A 20,054-nucleotide genomic window follows, 5' to 3' on the forward strand; every position below is an offset into this window, starting at 1 on the left:
GCTTTAGCTTCTACTAACACGACTACAAATGTTTCTTGTTTTGCAGGAACCAACGGAAGTGTAACCGTAACGGCTACAGGTGGAACAGCTCCTTATACCATTTTATGGTCTAATGGTGGCACTACATTTACAGCAAACAATTTAACAGCTGGTACTTATACCGCAGTTATCACAGATGCTCGTGGATGTACTTCAAACGTAAGTGTGACAATCACGCAACCGGCAACAGCTTTAGCTTCTACGAACACGACTACAAATGTTTCTTGTTTTGCAGGAATCAACGGAAGTGTAACAGTAACGGCTACAGGTGGAACAGCTCCTTATACTATTTTATGGTCTAATGGTGGAAATACATTTACAGCAAACAATTTAACAGCTGGTACTTATACCGCAGTTATCACAGATGCTCGTGGATGTACTTCAAACGTAAGTGTGACAATCACGCAACCGGCAACGGCTTTAGCTTCTACTAGCACGACTACAAATGTTTCTTGTTATGCAGGAACTAACGGAAGTGTAACAGTAACGGCTACAGGTGGAACGGCTCCTTATACCATTTTATGGTCTAATGGCGGAACTACATTTACAGCAAATAATTTAGTTGCTGGTACGTATACCGCAGTTATCACAGATGCTCGTGGATGTACTTCAAATGTAAGTGTGACAATAACTCAGTCTTCAGCTTTAGTAGCATCAACTCCACAAACGAACGTATCTTGTTTTGCAGGAACTAACGGAAGTGTAACTGCTACAGTAACTGGAGGAACTTCACCTTATACCATTTTATGGTCTAATGGAAGTACTAGTTTCACCTTAACAAACTTGTTAGCCGGAACTTATACAGGAGTGATTACAAGTGCTAACGGATGTACTGCAAACGTAAGTGCTACAGTAACTCAGCCTACAACGGCTTTAGCTTCTACAAATGCTATTACCAATATTGGTTGTGCTGCAGGAAGTAACGGAAGCGTAACAGTAACTCCTACAGGTGGGACTGCACCATATACCATTTTATGGTCTAATGGTGGAACTACATTTACAGTTAACAATTTAACAGCTGGTACTTATACCGCAGTTATCACAGATGCTCGTGGATGTACTTCAAACGTAAGTGTAACAATCACGCAACCAACAGCTTTAGTTGCCTCAGCTACTCATACCAATGTATCTTGTTTTGCAGGAAACAACGGAAGTGTAACAGCAACAGTAAGTGGTGGAACAGCACCTTATACCATTTTATGGTCTAATGGAAGTACTACATTCACAGTTAACAATTTGTCAGCTGGAACGTATACTGCAGTGATTACAAGTGCCAACGGATGTACAGCAAACGTAAGTACTACGATTACCCAACCGGCAACAGCTTTAGCTATCATTATGTCACAAACACCAATTACAACAAGTGGTGGATATGGAACAGCTACAGCTACCGTAACAGGGGGAACCGGACCTTATACTTACAGTTGGAATTCAACTCCAATTCAAACTACTCAAACAGCTAGTTTGCAAGTAGGGTGGTATACAGTAACGGTTACCGATGCGAATGGTTGTATCATCACAGGAGAAGTAGTCTTATTGTTTGGAAATTGTACAGGTTTCAAAACCGTATCCAATAGTGGCTATACAGGTAATTGTGAAGGTGAGAATGCTACTTGTTATTTGAATACTAACTTCGCAAATTCATTCCCGAATGGAATTGTAGTAGGTTCAGGTACAAGATATTTGAAATTCAATTCAGCTGAAGCTATACGCAATTTCTTGCCGGCTGATTCAGCACCAAAAGCACTAAGTCAAGGAACTATTTTGAATCCTTCAAGCAGTGCTTATAATAACGGATTGGCTGCTCAAGTCTTGACAACAAGATTAAACATTGCTTTCAACAAGAATGCTGATTTCTCCTCAAACGAGTTATCATTAGGAGACTTGTTTATCACTTCTGGAACTTTTGAAGGAATGAAAGTTAGTCAGGTGTTAACGATTGCCAATACCCTTTTAGGAAATGGTACTTCTACATACACTATGACTGAGGTCAACAATGCTTTGATTGCTATTAATAGCAATTACGAAGCAGGTGCTGATATGGATTTCTTAAGATGTACAGGAAGCTCAGCTGGAACAGACCCTATCAAACCGGCAACCGAATTGGTGTCCTATATGGTTTATCCAAATCCGGTTAAAGACCATGCCACTATAGAATATACTTTGAACAACGACTCTTCTGTTAGTATAGAATTATACAACGTTACGGGTCAGTTGGTCAATACTATTTTCAAAGGTAATGCTGAAGCTGGACAGAAAAACAGTGTGACATTTAATGCAGATGGTATGAAATCTGGAGTTTATTTCTTCAAATTAACCACAAACAACAATGTGGTAACCAAATCAGTAATTATTTCACAACAATAATTAATAACATTTTTAACTTTAAAGCCTCTCCGATTGGAGAGGCTTTTTTATTTATCTGTATTTTTCTAAAACAAAAACGCCCGAGAACTTAATCCCAGGCGTTTTCACACTATGAAAATTCTACTTTTTATTTCATTTTTCCGTTGGTAAAGGCTATGGCAGCTCCAACAACGGCAGAAACAACAATGGAAGCAACTACATCAATAGCTACCAATTTAACATCCATCGTGTCTTTGTACATGCTGTAGAAGAAATTGTTTGCTAATGACATGAATAACGCTATGCCTATAGCTAATTTAATTCCTGCCATCCATTGTGATACTCCTTCGCCTTGCGCAAAAATATAAGACAACATAAAACCAAAACACATACAGCCTAAGAAAATAAACAGCATGTTTTCTGGTCCTGCTCCTTCTGGTTTAGGAAAGGTGTCTTTGAGTAAGATGCCCCAAATGAGCCAACCCATTAAGAAGTCAACAATTCCCCCAACAATTCCGCCGATAAAAAAGTTTTTTACATTCATAATTAATAGTTTATTGGTTAATAGAATAAAATTAGCCATTAATGAACAATTGTTAAAAATTAACATAATTAATTATTAACTATTTAAAAATGAGGATTGTTAATAACCTATTTGATAAGCTATTGTGAATTTTAGGTCTAAGTGTAATGTAAAAAGCTTCCTGAAAAATGGCAGGAAGCTTTACTCTGAATGGGATTAGTGACGGTTAGGATTTTTTAAAATTACCGCTGTCAACATCTTTCAAAAAGGAAATTACACCAGGGAAATAATGTTCCTGATCATCGTACTGTGAACAATGGCTTCCGTTTGGACAATATAAAAAACGTCCGTTTTGGACTTCCTTGGAAATCCATTCCATATGTTTTGGATCCATAGTATCATATTTTGCACCTATAACTAAGGTTGGAATCGTTAGTGTTTTTAGTTTGGAAGTGATATCCCAGTCTTTTAAAGTAGCATCACCTGTAATTCCGAATTCACTCGGACCTTGCATATAAACATACACATTTGGATTTAAATGTTTGAAAGCACGGTTAATTGATTCCGGCCATTGTTCAACTGGTTTTCTTAGAATGTGTTCTGAGTAATAATATTTATAAAGCAATTCCATGTATTTTGGATTTGTATAATCCTTCTTTGCTTCAAAGTCTTTGATTTGTGCAAACACTTCTTTCGGAAGCATTGGACCGAGCACCTCTTCAGCATATTTGTTATAAGCCGGAGCACTTGCCATCATATTAGCAATGACTAATCCTTTTAAGTTTTTTTGATATTTCAAAGCGTATTCCATGGCAAGGATTCCACCCCACGATTGTCCCATTAAATAGAAGTTAGAATTGTCTAATTTTAATGCTTTGCGCACTTGTTCCACTTCATCAACAAAGCGGTCAATCGTCCATAAACTATTGTCAGTAGGCTGGTCACTGTAGTAAGAACCTAATTGGTCGTAATAAATGTATTCAATGCTTTCATTAGGGAAATAGCCATCAAAACTTTCAAAGAATTCGTGGGTCCCGCCCGGACCACCATGCAATAAGAGCACTTTTATTTTCGGATTGTTCCCAACACGTTTTGTCCAAACATTGAATTTACCAATAGGAGTGGTGATTGGAATCATTTTGATTCCGCCCGTACTTTGATCATCACTTTTAGAATAATCTAAGTAGTTTGCTTTTGTAGTGTCTTCGGTTTTATTTTCCTTACAACCGGAAAATAAAATTATAGTTACTAATGCGATTAGAATTTGTTTTATTTTCATAGTCGAAAAGGTTATAAAGTTAGCTGTATATCTTTTGATACAAATCTTTGTATTTTTCCAATACTATTTTACGTCGGAGTTTCATAGTAGGAGTGAGGTGACCACTTTCTATTGACCAAACATCGGGAGTTAGCTCAAAGCGTTTTATTTGTTCCCAGTTTCCAAATTTCTTGTTGATTTCGGAGACTTCTTCCTGAATGCGTTCAATTAATCTCGGATTGCTAACAATCATTTCATTTGTTGTCCCAAGGTCAATCTCATGCAATTTTGCCCATTCTTTTACAAAATCAAAATGGATTTGTATAAACGCTGCCGGCATCTTTTGTCCGTCACCAATTACCATAACCTGCTCTATAAAACGCGATTGCTTCATTGCGTTTTCTAATAGTTGTGGGGAAATGTATTTTCCTCCTGAGGTTTTAAACATTTCTTTTTTACGGTCCGTAATTTTTAAAAATCCCTCACTGTCAATTTCTCCGATATCACCTGTATGAAAATAACCGTCTACAAGAACTTCTTTGGTAAGCGCTTCATCTTTGTAATAGCCCATCATAATGTTCGGTCCTTTGCAAAGAATTTCACCGTCTTCGGCAATTTTGACTTCTACACCTTCAATGACTTTTCCAACAGTACCTATTTTATAGCCTTTATTTCGCATATCGTTTATGGCAACTAAAGGCGACGTTTCGGTTAATCCATATCCTTCCAATATTGTGATTTGGGCAGCAGCAAATATTCGTGCCAAACGGGGTTGCAAAGCGGCACTTCCACACGGAATTATATCTAATTTACCTCCAACACCTTCTTTCCATTTGCTAAAAACAAGTTTTCGGGCAATGGAAAGTTGGAATTCATAAAACCAACCGTTGACTCCATAAGGTTCATAACGCATTCCCAAATCGATTGCCCAAAAGAAAAGTTTCCTTTTGATTCCACTAAGTTCTGAACCTTTTGCATAGATTTTATCATATACTTTTTCGAGTACCCGCGGCACACCTGTTATTATATTGGGATGCACTTCTTTGAGGTTGTCGCCAATTTTATCTAATGATTCACCAAAATAAATTGATATGCTATAATACTGACACAGATAAAGATAAAATCGTTCGAGTATATGACACACCGGTAAATAACTCATGGTTCTGTTATTGCCTTCATTTAGCGGAATTCGGGAAGTGGCAGCAAGCACATTAGAAACTATATTTCTGTGTGAAAGCATTACGCCTTTTGGTACACCAGTAGTTCCCGAAGTGTATATTATTGTAGCCAAATCTTCGGTATGGATTTGGTTTTTACGATCTTCAACCACGTCCTGATTGCTGGTGTCTTCACCAAGGACTAATAGTTCTTTCCAATTTTTACAGCCATCAATTTCGTTGAAGCTGTAGACTTCTTTTAAAGTCGGAACATTATGTTTTATTAAGTTAATCTTTCTCAGCACTTCTGCATCCGATACAAAACAATATACCGATTCGCTGTGGTTAAGAATATATTGATAATCATCTTCAGAAATGGTTGGATAGATAGGTACCGATTGGGCACCAACCTGCAAAATACCAATATCGATGATGTTCCATTCTGTTCTGTTAGTAGTAGAAATGACAGCAATTTTGTCATTTTTATTCACACCCAAACGCAACAAAGCTCTTGAAATAGCATTTGCTTTGTCTATATATTCCTGTGTTGATGTTTTTACCCAAACGCCATTGTGCTTGGTTACCAAACAATCAAGTATATTATTTCTTTCTAATTGGTAGTAGGGAAACTCAAAGAGGCGTGTAATTTCTGCCATTTGAAATTATTTAATTTTAATGCAAATTAATTAATATTAGCTACATGCACAATATTAATTCAAAATATAAAAAAGATAGCATTGAAATATGTAGTTTTGCGCTGTTGATTTTTTGCATATTTATGAAAAGATACCCGCGTTTTCAAGAGTATAAAATACTAGTCTTTAGAATTTTATTAGCTTATGTTTTTTACTCAATAGCCAGAGTTTTATTCTATGTTTACAATAGTTCCTTAATAAAAGTCGACAGTGTAATTGACTTTCTTAAACTGTGTTTCCACGGTTTGGCTTTTGATACTACGACCATTCTGTATGTCAATGGTTTGTTTATTTTGGCTTCTATCACTCCGGTGCTGCACAACTCTAAAAAGAACTATCAAAAAGTACTTTTCTACTTGTATTTTATTCCAAATTTACTAGCCTATTCAGCTAACTTCATCGACTTTATTTACTACCGCTACACTTTTAGCAGAAGTACAAGAGCTTCTCTTGATACGCTTGAAAACGAGGAAAATAAGTCGCTTTTGTTTTTTAATTTCTTGCTCAATTATTGGCATGTGTTCTTGTTGTTTTTTGCACTTTCTTTTATTTGGATTTTGCTTTACAAAAAATACAAAGTTCATCATAAAGTTGAAAAGCCAAATCTTAAATATTTTGCCACATCTATAGTCAGTTTTTTACTGATTGTAACACTTTGCATTGGTGGCATTCGTGGCGATTTTAAGAAAAGCACACGACCAATAAATATTCTCGATGCCAGCCGCTATGTGTCAAATGTATCGCAATCGGATATTGTTTTGAATACGCCTTTTGCCATTATCAGAACCTGGAGTACCAACACTTTTAAGAAAGTAAATCTGGTATCCAAAGCACAAGTTGATAGTTTACTGGTGCCAATCAAACAATACAAAAATAATTCGCCAACAAAACCCAATATTGTTATCTTTATTTTAGAAAGCTTTGCCCGTGAATACAATGGCGCGTTCAATAAAGGAACAAAAATACCGGATTATGAAGGTTACACACCGTTTGTAGATTCGTTGGCGCAACACAGTTTAATTTTTACCAATGCGTATGCCAATGGCTGGAAATCGATTCACGGAATGTCGTCTGTAATTGCCGGAATTCCGTCGTTTCAGAATGCTTTTACATCATCACCTTATCCAAAACAAAAAATCGAATCCTTGGTTTCGACTTTAAAAAGTCAAGGTTACGACACTTCATTTTTTCATGGCGCACCAAACGGCTCGATGGGTTTTCTTGGTTTCGGAAACATTCTAGGCTACGACCATTACTATGGTAAAACGGAGTATAATAATGATGCCGATTTTGATGGTGTTTGGGGAATTTGGGACGAACCTTTTTTTCAATATTTCAACAAAACGTTATCAAAGAAAAAGCAGCCATTTATGGCAACATTATTTTCAGTTTCGTCACACGAACCGTATAAAGTTCCCGAAAAATATGCCGGTAAATTTCCAAAAGGGAAAGTCAATATTAACGAAAGTATTGGGTATACCGACATGGCGTTGCAACGTTTTTTTGCCGCAGCCAAAAAGGAAAGCTGGTATCAAAATACGATTTTTGTTCTTGTTGCCGATCACGGAAATACTATTGCCTACGATGAATATAAAAAGGAATTCAATAAGAATACAGTTCCGATTTTGTTCTTTTCGCCAGATGAAAAATATGTAGGTGTGAATACAGATTGGGCACAGCAAATAGATATATACCCAACGCTCTTAGACATGATTGGATATCAAAAACCTTTCAGAAGTTGGGGTAGAAGTTTGATTAACGATAAACAGGTCGCACCATTTGTAGTAAAATATGGTTCGAACATGTACCAATTCATGAGCGGCGATTATATCTGCACGTTTGATGGTAAGAAAGCAATTGGGTTTTATGATAAGGATGACAAAGGCATGGAGCACAACTTAATTTCAAAACGAAACGCTGCTATGGATTTATTGGAATTAAGATGCAAGGCGTTTGTTCAGGATTATATGGAACGTGTAATTGACAAACGATTGACGACGGTAAAATGAAAGGTAAGAAGTACGAGGTACGAAGTTAGAAGTTTACTTCGTACCTCGTATTTCTTACTTTGTACTTATAATTTATTCATATTCTCAGCCAAAGTCTCAATAAACTTAGAGATTGGCCCTTTAATCATCATGGCCATCATTGGATTGAAATCGCCTTCAAAATGCAATTGTACGGCACTTTGAGCATCAGAAACCGAATCAATATTGGCAGTTAAGGTAAATGGTATTTTATCACTGGCTGCAGCCAAAACCACTTTAGAATGAGGCGTTTTGTCTTTCATTCTCAATTTGATTTCCGGCATTCCTTTTAGACCAAAGTTGAAAATGTCATCACCCAAAACTTCAAATTTGGCAATATTTTCGGGCATTAGTTTTTCAAAGTTTTTCACATCAGATAAAGCATCAAAGATGTGTTGTGCTGATTTTGCTACGGTAACTTTTGGGCTTTCTAAGTTCATTTGGTTATTCGGTTATTTGGTTATTCGTAAATCGTATATCGCACTTCGTACTTTTTTACACCTTCCACGTTGACGGACTTTCGCGCCATTCCTGTAATGTTTTGAGTTCTTTTTCGTCGATATACTTTTTGGCAACGGCCAGCTCTAATAAATGATTATAATCGGCCAAAGTGTGTAAATCTACATTGGCATTTTTGAAATTTTGAACAGCAACATCAAAGCCATACGTAAAAATTGCCACCATACCTTTAACATGAGCTCCTGCCTCTTTCAAGGCTTCAACGGCAATCAAACTACTGTTTCCGGTACTGATTAAATCTTCGACAACCACTACGTTTTGCCCTTTCTGCAAAAAACCTTCCACTTGATTTTGTCTTCCGTGTTTTTTTGGTTCCGGACGAACATAAACGAATGGCAATCCCATATATTCGGCAACAAGCATCCCAATTCCAATCGCTCCGGTAGCTACTCCGGCAATTACGTCGGGTTTACCAAATTCTTTTTCAATATGTTTGGAAAATTCTTCGCGTACAAAATTTCTTATCGGTGGAAAGGACAGTATTAATCGGTTGTCGCAGTATATTGGAGAATTCCAACCCGATGCCCATGTAAAAGGATTTTTTGGATTCAATTTAATTGCATTTATTTGTAAAAGCAATTCGGCTGTTTTTTCGGCTGTGTCTTTATTAAAAATCATAGTACAAATGTATAAAGTTTTTGTCAACGATAAACCACTTTTTTTAACCAATGAAATCGCCAAAGAGACCGATTTTCAGTTGTTTTTGTTGGAAAGCATTGATATTGAGCAACTCATCATCAAAATGTTTCAAAACAAAATTCAAAAGGCATCTTTGTATTATCCTGATGAAAAAGCGATTCTAAAAAAACTAAAAGAAAAAATTCCGGTTTGCAAAGCAGGTGGTGGTTTGGTTTTTAACAAAAATGGCGATGTTTTATTTATATTCAGAAACGGAAAATGGGATTTGCCAAAAGGCGGCATCGAAAGAGGAGAAGAAATTGAAGACACGGCAATGCGCGAAGTAGAAGAGGAAACCGGCGTTGATAAATTAGCTGTTACCCGAAAACTTCAAAAAACCTACCACATTTTTAAACGCAACGGAAAGTATAAACTCAAAATTACGCATTGGTTTGAAATGCAGACTACTTTTAACGGAACACCATTTCCGCAAGCCAATGAAGGTATCGAAAAAGCGGTTTGGCTCAATCCGGAGCAGATAAAAGAAGCGTTGAAAAATTCGTATGAGAATATTAAATTATTATTCGAAGAAGAAAGACTCATAAAATAGTGTTCAGTCTTCAGTCTTTAGTAAACAGCAGCCATGATGAATGTACAAGAACAAATCAATGCGTATATCAGCAGCCAGCCTGAACCAAAAAGCAGCGATATGCAAACCCTGCACAGCATCATTCTGAAACTAAAACCTGAATGTAAATTATGGTTTCTCGATGGCAGAAACAGCGAAAATAAAGTGGTTTCTAATCCGAATATTGGATACGGATTTCAAACTATAAAATATGCTAACGGAGAAACCAGAGACTTTTATCAAATTGGTCTCAGTGCCAATACAACCGGTATCTCTGTCTATATAATTGGTCTTGAAGATAAGACGTATTTAGCCAAAACCTATGGAGACAAAATTGGAAAAGCGAGCGTTACTGGGTATTGCATTAAATTCAAATCACTTGCAACTGTAAACATTCCTGTTCTTGAAGCGGCAATACGAGATGGGTTTGAAACAACAGGAAATTAAACTAAATTACTTTTCAAATGAATGATACTAACCATCACGATGAGCGCATAGCAAAAATGACCTTCGCTTCGGTATATCCACATTATATTACAAAAGTGGAAAAGAAAGGAAGAACAAAGGAAGAACTGCATCAGGTAATTTTTTGGTTAACAGGCTATAATGAAAATAGCCTGCAAAAAGTGATTGATGAAAAGTATACTTTTCAGGACTTCTTTCAGAATGCCACAATACATCCTAATGCGCATCTAATCACAGGTACTATCTGTGGTTACAGAATTGAAGAAATTACAAATCCCCTGACGCAACAAGTTAGATACTTAGATAAATTGGTAGACGAATTAGCTAAAGGACGCCAAATGGATAAGATCTTGCGAGGTATTTAGTAAAGCTAACCATATTAAATAAAAACACAGATGTCACCAATTTACACAAATTAATCTCCGGAAATCTGTGACATTTGTGCTTAAGATTGAAGTCGCGCGAAAAGTGATTAAGAAAGAGGAGGAAGGCAATCGCAGTAGGTAGTCTCAGTATTTCGTCAGTACTTTTAAAAGGCATTCCTGTTGCACTTGCAATAACTCCAGCTCTATTCGCAATACATCCAATTCCGATTTACATTTCTTATAGTTCGAAATTACACGCGATTGAATCATAGCTACCGCTTTTGGAGCCAATGCTTTTTCAATTTCTTCAGGTAAATTTAAAAAGTGCAGCAGTTGGACTGCCTTTTCGTTCGTAATCAATTTTTCCTGTACGCTGTCTATTTTTCGGGTGATGCCCTGCAACTGGTAGTCGTTTTCCTTAAGTCTTTTCCCGAGTAGTTGTTTTATTTTGGCTTCCTCATTTTCCATACCGGGTAGATTTTGAGGCGCTTTTGCTTCTGGTTTAATCATATAAGCATCCATTTCGGTTTCCCTTTCCCCGGCTGCTGATGGCAAATTTCTCAGGCCCAGTTCGTAGAGCGAATACTTAGTTCGGCTGACCTTTAACAGCAAAGCTATGTCCTGCTGCGTGAGCCCTAATCTTGACCGGATGTTTTCTCTTTTTATTCTTTTCATGGTGGTTACTTTTAGCGATTTACCCCTGATTTTTCAAGAGTGTGCAAACATCGTTGTAGCATTATTTTTTTGCTCCATCAACTTTTGCACACCCTTTTTTTAGCAAAGACTTTGCCAGAAATTTTGATTTTAAAGACATAAGCTGTTGATAGCTATTGGGTAGGGGAAATGTTGTAGTATTATTTGTAATAATTTTATATCTTAGCTGGATAGGAAATTAATCATGCTTATTGACTAGTTGGCAGTCATTCTAAACCCCATAAAGTGAGTACATTTGAAATTGAAATTTTATCAAACATAGATGTTTGCGTAGAGCTTAACTGCACAAAATGTGAAAGTATATTTTCAGTTGAACTTGATTTAAACCCAAATGATGAAATGCCATATTACAATAATGGAGTTTTACATTGTGAAGATTGCGATAAACCTTATGAGTATAGTCTTAAATTTGACATGAATAAACTTCAAGTTATTTTTAAAGAAGAGAATATAATTGGCGGCTTAAAAGAATCTGAAAAAATCAATTTAGAAGAATATAAATTCCAGTCTACAAACAAATCCAGAGAGTTTTATTACATTCAAATTAATCGTCTTCAAAAAATTTTAGAAATCCATAATGATGAATTTATTATTGAGCAATCATTAAATAGATTAGTATATTCTGGAATAATAACATCGCTGGAAACATATTTAGGAGAGATACTTTCACAAATTGTATTTCATTCAAACGACACTTTTGAAAATTTCATTTCTGAATTTGAATTATATAAAAAAGAGAAACTATCTCTTAGTGAAATAATTATTAAATATAGGAGTATAAATAACAGAGTAAAAGAAGATCTTGAAAATATCATTTATCACAACATCAATAAACTTGTACCTATTTTTAACATATTCAAATTTGAGTTGGACAAGTTTGAAAAATTAAATACAATAGCAAAGCATATAAAAAAACGACACAACTTTGTTCATAGAAGCGGACTTGATGAAAATGAGAATTTCGAAGAAATAACCAAAGAAGAAATCAGATTAGTAATTGAAGACATAAATCTTTTTGTTGAGTATGTTCATCAAAAAATTGAAAATAGATGTTATTTGCCTGATTTTGATTTTGACTTTCCATTTTAAGAACGACTGCTACCCCCGTTTTTCGCAATAGCTCGTTTGTCTTTCTTGGAAAATACGCTGAACATCAAAATTTCTTATTACATTTATTCTTAACTTGCCGATATGGTGCTAAGCCGCGGAACGTTGTCAGCAATAATTAACTAACATCTAAATATCATGGGCACACTGAAGGACATTGAAGATAACATGAAGTCAACTTATTCTCTTTTATCTGAGCGAGGAATTCTTGGAGGACTATATTTCGGAATAATAATTTTTTGCATTTTACTATCAATAAAAAACTTTGATGATAATAAAGACTTTTTTCCTTGGATAATTCTTATGACAACTGTAATCGGAATTATCATGAGCAACATATCATATGAACTATTTATGCCATTATTTAGGCTAATTTCTAATCCTGTTGTACTCGCTCGAGCTAATGTGATAAATACAAAAGAAAAGTTCAAAGACTATAAAGAAATTCGTGTTTTTAGAGAAAGTTTCCTTAATAAAGTTGGAAATGATCATTTAAAAAATAAAATAAAAAATGACGAAAAATTGAGACAAACTTCAACATATCTAGCTTCAACAAATATTGTTACTTCGTTGTTTTTATTTCTATGTAATAACTGTTATACTCTCAATGTAACCTTAAAATATTTTGTTATGATGACTTTAGGTTTTATGTTTTTAGCAACTCTAATAGGTATTTTTTCAAGAGCTAGATCATTAGGTTTTTATATTGGATTAGCATATAATATTAATGAATAATATCTCTAAGAAATATATTTTTATAATAGGAAGACCAGGTTCTGGAAAAACCACTCTTGTAAAACGTATCGAGCAAATTGCAATACAAAAGAAAATAAAGTATTTAACCTTAAATGATTGGAATATATTAAACGAATTTGCTGTTAAAAAAAACTATCCCGATTTTATCCAATTACAAGAAAAAGGATTTAAAGTTTTAAAACCAAAAATTTATGATATTGCATTAAGATTACTAATAAAAACAATAGCAAATTATTCAGAAAATTGTTTTTTAATTGAGTTCTCTAGGTCATCATATAAAGCTAGTTTTAAATTAATTTTGAAGCTTATTCCTAAAAATGAAATTCAGATTTTGCACTTAAAAACTACATATGATAATTGTCTAATTAGAAATGCTTCACGAGAATCTCATTATGTCCCTTTAGAAATAATGGAGTCCTATTTCAAAAATGAAGATTTATCATATTTAAGAATTTGTAATTTGGTTGCAATTGAAATTAATAATGATTCCAAGAGTATGGATTTTGATAGTCAAATTAAAAAAATTCTTTAACATTACTGCACCCAACAGCGGTTTTGCGCAATAGCTGGGAAAATACGCTGAACTTCAGCATTTCTTATCACATTTTTCTTTAACTTGCCGCAACTGATGCAAAGCCGCGGAACGTAATGGGCAAGTTTAAAACAACCGTACGAATCTAAAAAAATGAAAAACATAATTGCAAAATCCATTTTAATTGCACTACTGTTACCCCTTGTTGGGTTGCGCAATAATTTAAACGCACAATCCATAGCGGCGAGTGGTTATCGTTCGCTCTTTCTTTGCACAAATGGTTCGGTTAAATCGGTGGGCAGTAATGCTTTCGGCCAACTTGGTGCTGGTGTTATGACTAACCAAACCACACCGGTAGCGGTAGTGGGAATATCCGGAATTACCAAAGTTTCCGGAGTTGGTTATCATTCCTTATTTCTGAAGGATGACGGAACAGTCTGGGCGGTTGGCAGGAATGACTATGGTCAACTTGGCGATGGAACCAACGTTGATAAAAATCTAGCGGTGCAAGTTCCCGGACTCACCGGAATTACTGCTGTGGCAGGAGGAGGTTATCATTCGCTATTCCTGAAGAATGATGGTACTATTTGGGCAGTGGGATATAATAATTCCGGACAACTTGGCGATGGAACCACGGTGCATAAAAATACTCCTGTACAAGTACAAGGTGTGACAGGAATTACTGCAATAGCTGCGGGTGCATACCATTCGATTTTTTTGAAAAATGACGGAACGGTATGGACAGTTGGCGGAAACTATTCCGGAGCTCTTGGCGATGGGACTATTGTTTCTAAATCCATTCCAGTACAGGTTTTAGGACTCACAGGAATTACTGCTATTGCCGGAGGCAATGAACATTCCCTATTCCTAAAGAATGACGGCACTGTATGGGCTGTCGGCTATAATTATTATGGAGGGCTTGGTGACGGAACCACCATCAGCAGAAGCAATGTGGTTCAGGTGCTCGGGCTTACAGATATTACAGCTATAGCAGCAGGCAGAGGACATTCTCTTTTTCTAAAGAATGATGACACAGTCTGGGCAGTGGGCTGGAATAGCACTGGGCAACTTGGAGATGGCACCAACGTGAGTAAAAGCTCATCAGTTCAGGTACAAAATCAGACCGGAATAAACGCCATCGCAGCAGGTGAATTTCATTCTCTTTTTCTGAAAGATAATAACACAGTTTGGGGTGTGGGCTTGAATGACCCGGGACAACTTGGGGATGGAACAATAGTAAATAAAAACATTCCTATTCAGGTAACCAACCTTTGTACAGTATCTTTAGAAATAAAGGAAAATTCAGTGAGAAATTCAGTTTCTGTTTATCCTATTCCTTGTAAGCTGCAACTGTTTATAGAGGTGGAAGAATATCAAGATACAACTGCAGAAATATTCAATTTACGGGGACAGTTAATACAAAGTATATCATTGAAAACAAATAAAACTGCCTTACAGATTGACGATCTAAAAAGCGGGATTTATTTAGTTCAGGTAAAAAATCCAAAAGGAATGATAGTAAAAAAAATACTTAAGAATTAGACTTTAAACTAAAAAATAAAACCAGCCCATAACAGCCGTTTGTAGCAAAACGAGCCTCACCAATTGTCAAGTTTTAATCTTTAAATTAATGGAAGAAAACAAACTAATCAAGAAATTATTCGAAGATCTTTTTGAAGGCAATCCATGGCTTGATGTAACTATTTTAGGAACGCTTAAAAAGGTTACAGCAGAACAGGCATCGAAGAAATATCCGCCAATTTCAAACTCCATTTGGGAAATCGTAAACCATCTTATCGACTGGAGACTAAACGTTTTACAACGCGTTCAGGGGAAAGTGCTGGTTACGCCAAGCGATAATTACTTTAAACCTGTAAAAGATACTTCGCAGGCTGCCTGGGAAAAAACGATAGAAAGGCTACAGGAATCACAAGAAAAGTGGCTTACTTTTCTGGAAGAAATGAATACCAATGCATTTTCGGATGTTTATCCAACCAATAAGATGACGTATTATGAACATATTCATGGTATCTTACAACATGATGCTTATCATTTGGGACAAATCAGTCATTTGGTTAAGTGTTGAGCTTATATATATCATAAACTATTCTTAGAACTGCTACTGCAATTAAAATCCATGAATATTTATAAAACAACCTTAATTTAAGTTCGTAAACGGACTCTTCTTTTTCCTGTTTGTTTTTTATGTGATAACCAGCTCCAAACCTTATTAGAATTATAAAGATTAGAAAAGCAATGCCTTGAATAATTTTTTCCACTATTTCTTTACTGTTACACTTTCCGGCACCAAAACCGTATAATCGCCACCATTTCTAATAACATCACGAACGATGCTTGAAGAAATATAAGATGTTTTAGAAGCGGTTAAAAGAAAGACCGTTTCAATTTTTGACAATCTTCTGTTGGTATGCGCAATGGCTTTTTCAAATTCAAAGTCAGCCGGATTTCGCAAACCACGGAGGATAAACTCGGCGTCTAACTTTCGGCATAAATCAATCGTCAAACCTTCATAAGTAATCACTTTTACTTTGGGTTCGTCTTTAAAAGCCTCCTCGATAAACTTTTTTCGGTCTTCAAGAGAAAACATATATTTTTTATCGGCGTTGATACCAATGGCTACAATCACTTCATCAAAAAGCGAAATACCTCTTTTGATAATATCATAATGACCATTTGTGATTGGGTCAAACGAACCTGGGAAAACGGCTTTTCTTTTCATTTTTTTGTCTGTTATCTGTTGTCAGCTGTCTGTTAAAAGCTGTCAAACCGACAACTCAGAACGGACAACTGAAAACGTTTTACTTTTGTAAAGCTAGTTCAATTGAATTGGTAAACAAATCTTCAAGCGAAATTCCAGCTGCTCTTGCTTGTTGCGGAATCAAACTTTCGGTTGTTAATCCGGGAATGGTATTCATCTCCAACATAAAGGGTTCTCCGTTTACAATTATAAATTCACTTCTCGAAAAGCCACTCATTTTTAAAATAGTATAGGCCTTTTTGGCAACAGCTCTAATTTTTTCGGCAATGTCTTCAGAGATTCTGGCTGGTGTTATTTCCTGAGATTTGCCAAGATATTTCGCTTCATAATCAAAGAAATCATTTTCGGAAACAATTTCCGTAATAGGTAAAACTACGGTTTCTCCTTTGTAATTTATGACGCCAACAGAAACTTCGGTTCCGTCAAGAAAGCTTTCGATGATTATTTCGTTATCTTCTTTATAGGCATTGGCAATCGCAAACAACAGTTCGTCTTTGGTTTTTACTTTACTGATTCCAAAACTGGAACCCGATTTATTTGGCTTGACAAAACAAGGCAAGCCTACTTTTTCCAGAATTTCATCCTGTTTGATTTCATCACCAAGATTTAAATAATAGGAGGTAGCTGATTTAATTCCGTATGGCTTTAAAACTGATAATAAATCACGCTTGTTAAAGGTCAATGCCGACTGATAGTAATCGCAGGAGTTTTGAGGAATTCCCAACAATTCAAAATAGGCCTGCATCAATCCATCTTCGCCCGGCGTTCCGTGAATAGCGTTAAAAACACAATCGAAAGTGATTTTTTCATTGATTACCGTAACCGAAAAGTCATTTTTATCGATTGGAAATTCGGCATCATTGTCATCAACATAAACCCATTTTTCTTTAAAAATATGGATACGATATCCCTTGAATTTTGTTTTATCTAAATTTTGATAAACTACGTTTCCGCTGGTTAACGATATTTTGTATTCGCTGGAATAACCGCCCATGATGATGGCAATTTTTTTCATTTGTAATTAGCTATTAGGTTAAACAAAATTATCATTTTTTTATTAGAAACGGCTACGCCTCTTAGATTTTTAGATTATTGGATTGTTAGACACGCTTCGCTCTTAGATTTTTGGATTACTAGATGCATCTAACAATCTAAGAGCGAAGCGATTCTAAGAGCCTGAAAGGCGTATCTAATAATCTAAGCGGGAAGCGTATCTTTTTTATATCTTTGTGCAAATTAAATTTCTTTATGAGTTTACGAAAGTATTTAACCAGTCGCGTTTTTTTTGCCCAAATTCTTGCCGCCATGGCAATTGTTACCGGTATCGCTTATTTGTTTTTTCATTGGATAACATACACAACACATCACGGACAGGAAATTACGGTTCCTGATTTAGCAAAACTTTCTGCAGAACAGGCAGAAGAAAAATTGGCTGAAATTGATTTAGATTATATAATCCTTGACACGGTTGATTTCAGACCCGATTTTCCAAAGCTGACTATTGTAGAGCAGGAACCAAAAGCAGGTGCAAAAGTAAAGGAAGGTAGAAAGATTTACATCAAAATAAACGCTTCGAAATATACCATGGTTACAGTGCCCGATTTGATTGAGAAAACCTATCGTCAGGCAGTGCCAACATTGGAAGCTATAGGTTTATTAGAAGGAACGATTACCTATAAACCTTATTTAGGTAAAGACATGGTTCTTGAATTGCGTCAGAACGGAAAGAAATTAAAAGCGGGTGATAAAGTGCTGAAATCATCTAAAATTGATTTGGTACTTGGCGACGGAAAAGTAGTTTTTGATGATACCACAATTGATTCTACGGCTGTAGATTCTTTAGAAATGCCACCTTTAAATGGACAATAATAGTGATAATACTCCCGAATTAGAAGACGAAGAATTATTTGAACACCACCGACATGTTGCTGACAAAGGACAATCATTGTTGCGTGTTGATAAGTTCCTGATGCAATTGGTTGCAAATGCTACGCGGAATAAAATTCAAAAAGCCGCCGATGATGGCAACATTTGGGTAAATGATGTTCCGGTAAAGTCGAGTTACAGAGTCAAACCTTTTGACGTGGTTCGGGTAATGCTGTCGCATCCGCCATTTGAAAACTTAATTCTTCCCGAAGATATTCCGCTTGATATTGTTTTTGAAGACGATTCCTTATTAGTCATCAATAAACCGCCTGGATTAGTTGTTCATCCCGGACACGGAAATTATACCGGAACCTTGGTAAACGCTTTGGCTTTTCATTTCGAAAATCTGCCAAAGAACTCCAGCGACAGACCGGGATTGGTTCATCGAATTGATAAAAATACTTCCGGACTTTTGGTCGTTGCCAAAACAGAGTTAGCAATGACGCATTTGGCAAAGCAATTTGAAGATAAAACTTCGGAACGCGAATACATTGCTTTGGTTTGGGGAAATGTAAAAGATGATGAAGGAACCATTGAAGGCAATATTGCACGACATGTGAAAGACCGAATGCAAATGGCTGTTTTTCCTGAAGGCGATGTTGGAAAACATGCGGTTACACATTATAAAGTTTTGGAACGTTTTGGCTATGTTACTTTGGTTTCCTGCAAATTAGAAACCGGAAGAACACATCAAATCCGTGTACACATGAAATATATTGGACACACCTTATTTAACGATGAACGTTATGGCGGTCATTTGATTTTGAAAGGAACCACGTTTACAAAATACAAACAGTTCATAGACAATTGTTTTAAGACGCTGCCAAGACAGGCGTTGCATGCAAAAACATTGGGCTTTACGCATCCGGTAACGAAAGAATTTATGAAGTTTGATACCGAATTGCCTCAAGACATGCAGGATTGCATTGAGAAATGGCGCAATTATGCCAAGACAGGTATGACAGAAGAAGAGTAATAAAAAATCCCGAATTAATCGGGATTTTTGTTACTATAATTTGATTACTTACAAACTGGAGCGTCAACAGTGAAAGTAAAATCTTTAGTGCTTACTTTTTTCACGGCTGGATTTTTGTGGTCTGGTTTGTAGGAAGCTCCGGTTCCTAAATCAACAGCTAATCCGATTAATCCCCAACTTAAAACACTTAAGATAAAGTTTCCTGTACGGAATGCTTTAGCAAAAGTTTGTGTTTTTGTTTCGCAGCCTGGTTCTCTCAATTCAACTGTTAATGCTTGGTTTCTTGGGAAAAGACTGGTAGCAGTTCCATTTCCTAATTTTTTTCCATTTACATAGATTTCGGCATTGGGATGATCTTTTGCGATAATCGTTCCGTTGTACTTACTTCCGCCAAACATTACGCCACAGCTATTCAGTAAAACGGTCATAGATAGTAATAAAGCAACAATAGAAATTCTTTTTTTCATAATAGTATTTTAGGTTTGTTTTTATTGGGCTAAACTAACACTAAGTTTATTGAAAAAAAAGAAAAATAAGACAAATTATTTTATTGGTTTTTCGACAACAAATAAATAATAAATTCCGACCAATCTAACCAGTCAAATCCCGTTAGGGATGATATCT

General features: G+C 35.9%; 21 protein-coding genes. 12 read left to right on the forward strand and 9 right to left on the reverse strand.

Going from position 1 to position 20,054, the window contains the following annotated elements:
* The coding region (locus L1S35_RS12980) for a T9SS type A sorting domain-containing protein (RefSeq protein ID WP_236401385.1) at positions 1-2,406 on the forward strand (2,406 nt) is incomplete at its 5' end.
* A 127-nt stretch (positions 2,407-2,533) separates the two neighbouring features.
* Here the strand turns inward: L1S35_RS12980 and L1S35_RS12985 are convergent.
* The 3 genes from L1S35_RS12985 to L1S35_RS12995 all read right to left on the reverse strand — a co-directional run bounded on the left by L1S35_RS12985 (position 2,534) and on the right by L1S35_RS12995 (position 5,979).
* Positions 2,534-2,929 carry a hypothetical protein gene (locus tag L1S35_RS12985; protein ID WP_236401387.1) on the reverse strand — a complete coding sequence of 132 codons (396 nt, stop codon included), beginning with the start codon at positions 2,927-2,929 and terminating at the stop codon, positions 2,534-2,536.
* A 205-nt stretch (positions 2,930-3,134) separates the two neighbouring features.
* Positions 3,135-4,187 carry a proline iminopeptidase-family hydrolase gene (locus L1S35_RS12990; protein WP_236401389.1) on the reverse strand — a complete coding sequence of 351 codons (1,053 nt, stop codon included), beginning with the start codon at positions 4,185-4,187 and terminating at the stop codon, positions 3,135-3,137.
* A gap of 19 nt (positions 4,188-4,206) precedes the next feature.
* Positions 4,207-5,979: an AMP-dependent synthetase/ligase gene (locus L1S35_RS12995; RefSeq protein ID WP_236401391.1), complete on the reverse strand. Its 1,773-nt coding sequence runs from the start codon at positions 5,977-5,979 to the stop codon at positions 4,207-4,209.
* 122 nt (positions 5,980-6,101) lie between these two features.
* Between L1S35_RS12995 and L1S35_RS13000 the strand changes: the two genes are divergently transcribed.
* Positions 6,102-8,027, forward strand: a complete 1,926-nt coding sequence (locus L1S35_RS13000; protein WP_236401394.1) for an LTA synthase family protein — start codon at positions 6,102-6,104, stop codon at positions 8,025-8,027.
* Between the two features lie 65 nt (positions 8,028-8,092).
* Here the strand turns inward: L1S35_RS13000 and L1S35_RS13005 are convergent, their stop codons facing one another.
* Together L1S35_RS13005 and pyrE are read right to left on the reverse strand one after the other, a co-directional pair.
* Positions 8,093-8,485 (reverse strand): SRPBCC family protein, encoded by a 393-nt coding sequence (locus L1S35_RS13005; RefSeq protein ID WP_236401396.1) that lies wholly within the window; start codon positions 8,483-8,485, stop codon positions 8,093-8,095.
* A 55-nt stretch (positions 8,486-8,540) separates the two neighbouring features.
* On the reverse strand, positions 8,541-9,182 hold the full coding sequence (pyrE, locus tag L1S35_RS13010) for an orotate phosphoribosyltransferase (RefSeq protein ID WP_236401398.1): 642 nt from the start codon (positions 9,180-9,182) through the stop codon (positions 8,541-8,543).
* Between the two features lie 7 nt (positions 9,183-9,189).
* Here pyrE and L1S35_RS13015 point away from each other — a divergent pair, with 7 nt between their 5' ends.
* The 3 genes from L1S35_RS13015 to L1S35_RS13025 are packed head-to-tail and all read left to right on the forward strand — an operon-like array spanning position 9,190 to position 10,640.
* A complete protein-coding gene (locus L1S35_RS13015; protein WP_236401400.1) occupies positions 9,190-9,792 on the forward strand; it encodes an NUDIX hydrolase in 603 nt (200 codons plus the stop codon).
* Positions 9,793-9,825: 33 nt separating this feature from the next.
* Positions 9,826-10,257, forward strand: coding sequence for a DUF1801 domain-containing protein (locus L1S35_RS13020; protein ID WP_236401402.1), 432 nt, complete (start codon positions 9,826-9,828; stop codon positions 10,255-10,257).
* Positions 10,258-10,274: 17 nt separating this feature from the next.
* The gene (locus L1S35_RS13025; RefSeq protein ID WP_236401405.1) at positions 10,275-10,640 is read left to right on the forward strand and encodes a DUF2200 domain-containing protein; all 366 of its coding nucleotides are present in this window, start codon (positions 10,275-10,277) and stop codon (positions 10,638-10,640) included.
* Positions 10,641-10,784: 144 nt separating this feature from the next.
* Here the strand turns inward: L1S35_RS13025 and L1S35_RS13030 are convergent, their stop codons facing one another.
* A complete protein-coding gene (locus tag L1S35_RS13030; RefSeq protein ID WP_236401407.1) occupies positions 10,785-11,315 on the reverse strand; it encodes a helix-turn-helix domain-containing protein in 531 nt (176 codons plus the stop codon).
* Positions 11,316-11,579: 264 nt separating this feature from the next.
* On the opposite strand from L1S35_RS13030, the gene L1S35_RS13035 reads away from it, so the two are divergent.
* The 5 genes from L1S35_RS13035 to L1S35_RS13055 all read left to right on the forward strand — a co-directional run bounded on the left by L1S35_RS13035 (position 11,580) and on the right by L1S35_RS13055 (position 15,835).
* Positions 11,580-12,443, forward strand: a complete 864-nt coding sequence (locus L1S35_RS13035) for a hypothetical protein (protein ID WP_236401408.1) — start codon at positions 11,580-11,582, stop codon at positions 12,441-12,443.
* 156 nt (positions 12,444-12,599) lie between these two features.
* Complete coding sequence (locus L1S35_RS13040; protein WP_236401410.1) at positions 12,600-13,196, forward strand: hypothetical protein; 597 nt, start codon at positions 12,600-12,602, stop codon at positions 13,194-13,196.
* Complete coding sequence (locus tag L1S35_RS13045; RefSeq protein ID WP_236401412.1) at positions 13,189-13,749, forward strand: ATP-binding protein; 561 nt, start codon at positions 13,189-13,191, stop codon at positions 13,747-13,749. The genes L1S35_RS13040 and L1S35_RS13045 overlap by 8 nt, the downstream gene beginning before the upstream one ends.
* 153 nt (positions 13,750-13,902) lie before the next feature.
* Positions 13,903-15,291, forward strand: a complete 1,389-nt coding sequence (locus L1S35_RS13050; protein ID WP_236401414.1) for an RCC1 domain-containing protein — start codon at positions 13,903-13,905, stop codon at positions 15,289-15,291.
* A gap of 88 nt (positions 15,292-15,379) precedes the next feature.
* A complete protein-coding gene (locus tag L1S35_RS13055) occupies positions 15,380-15,835 on the forward strand; it encodes a DinB family protein (protein WP_236401416.1) in 456 nt (151 codons plus the stop codon).
* Between the two features lie 192 nt (positions 15,836-16,027).
* Here the strand turns inward: L1S35_RS13055 and coaD are convergent, their stop codons facing one another.
* Together coaD and L1S35_RS13065 are read right to left on the reverse strand one after the other, a co-directional pair.
* A complete protein-coding gene (gene coaD, locus L1S35_RS13060; protein ID WP_236401418.1) occupies positions 16,028-16,489 on the reverse strand; it encodes a pantetheine-phosphate adenylyltransferase in 462 nt (153 codons plus the stop codon).
* Between the two features lie 79 nt (positions 16,490-16,568).
* Positions 16,569-17,543: a D-alanine--D-alanine ligase gene (locus L1S35_RS13065; RefSeq protein WP_236401420.1), complete on the reverse strand. Its 975-nt coding sequence runs from the start codon at positions 17,541-17,543 to the stop codon at positions 16,569-16,571.
* A gap of 233 nt (positions 17,544-17,776) precedes the next feature.
* Between L1S35_RS13065 and L1S35_RS13070 the strand changes: the two genes are divergently transcribed.
* Both L1S35_RS13070 and L1S35_RS13075 read left to right on the forward strand, forming a co-directional pair.
* A complete protein-coding gene (locus tag L1S35_RS13070) occupies positions 17,777-18,397 on the forward strand; it encodes a PASTA domain-containing protein (RefSeq protein WP_236401422.1) in 621 nt (206 codons plus the stop codon).
* Positions 18,387-19,430 carry an RluA family pseudouridine synthase gene (locus L1S35_RS13075; protein WP_236401425.1) on the forward strand — a complete coding sequence of 348 codons (1,044 nt, stop codon included), beginning with the start codon at positions 18,387-18,389 and terminating at the stop codon, positions 19,428-19,430. Before L1S35_RS13070 ends, L1S35_RS13075 begins: the two co-directional genes overlap by 11 nt.
* A 44-nt stretch (positions 19,431-19,474) precedes the next feature.
* Here L1S35_RS13075 and L1S35_RS13080 read toward each other — a convergent pair whose 3' ends face one another.
* Complete coding sequence (locus tag L1S35_RS13080; protein WP_236401428.1) at positions 19,475-19,897, reverse strand: hypothetical protein; 423 nt, start codon at positions 19,895-19,897, stop codon at positions 19,475-19,477.
* Positions 19,898-20,054 lie beyond the last annotated feature (157 nt).

Origin of the sequence: Flavobacterium anseongense (assembly GCF_021608185.1) — a bacterium.
Classification (GTDB): domain Bacteria; phylum Bacteroidota; class Bacteroidia; order Flavobacteriales; family Flavobacteriaceae; genus Flavobacterium; species Flavobacterium anseongense.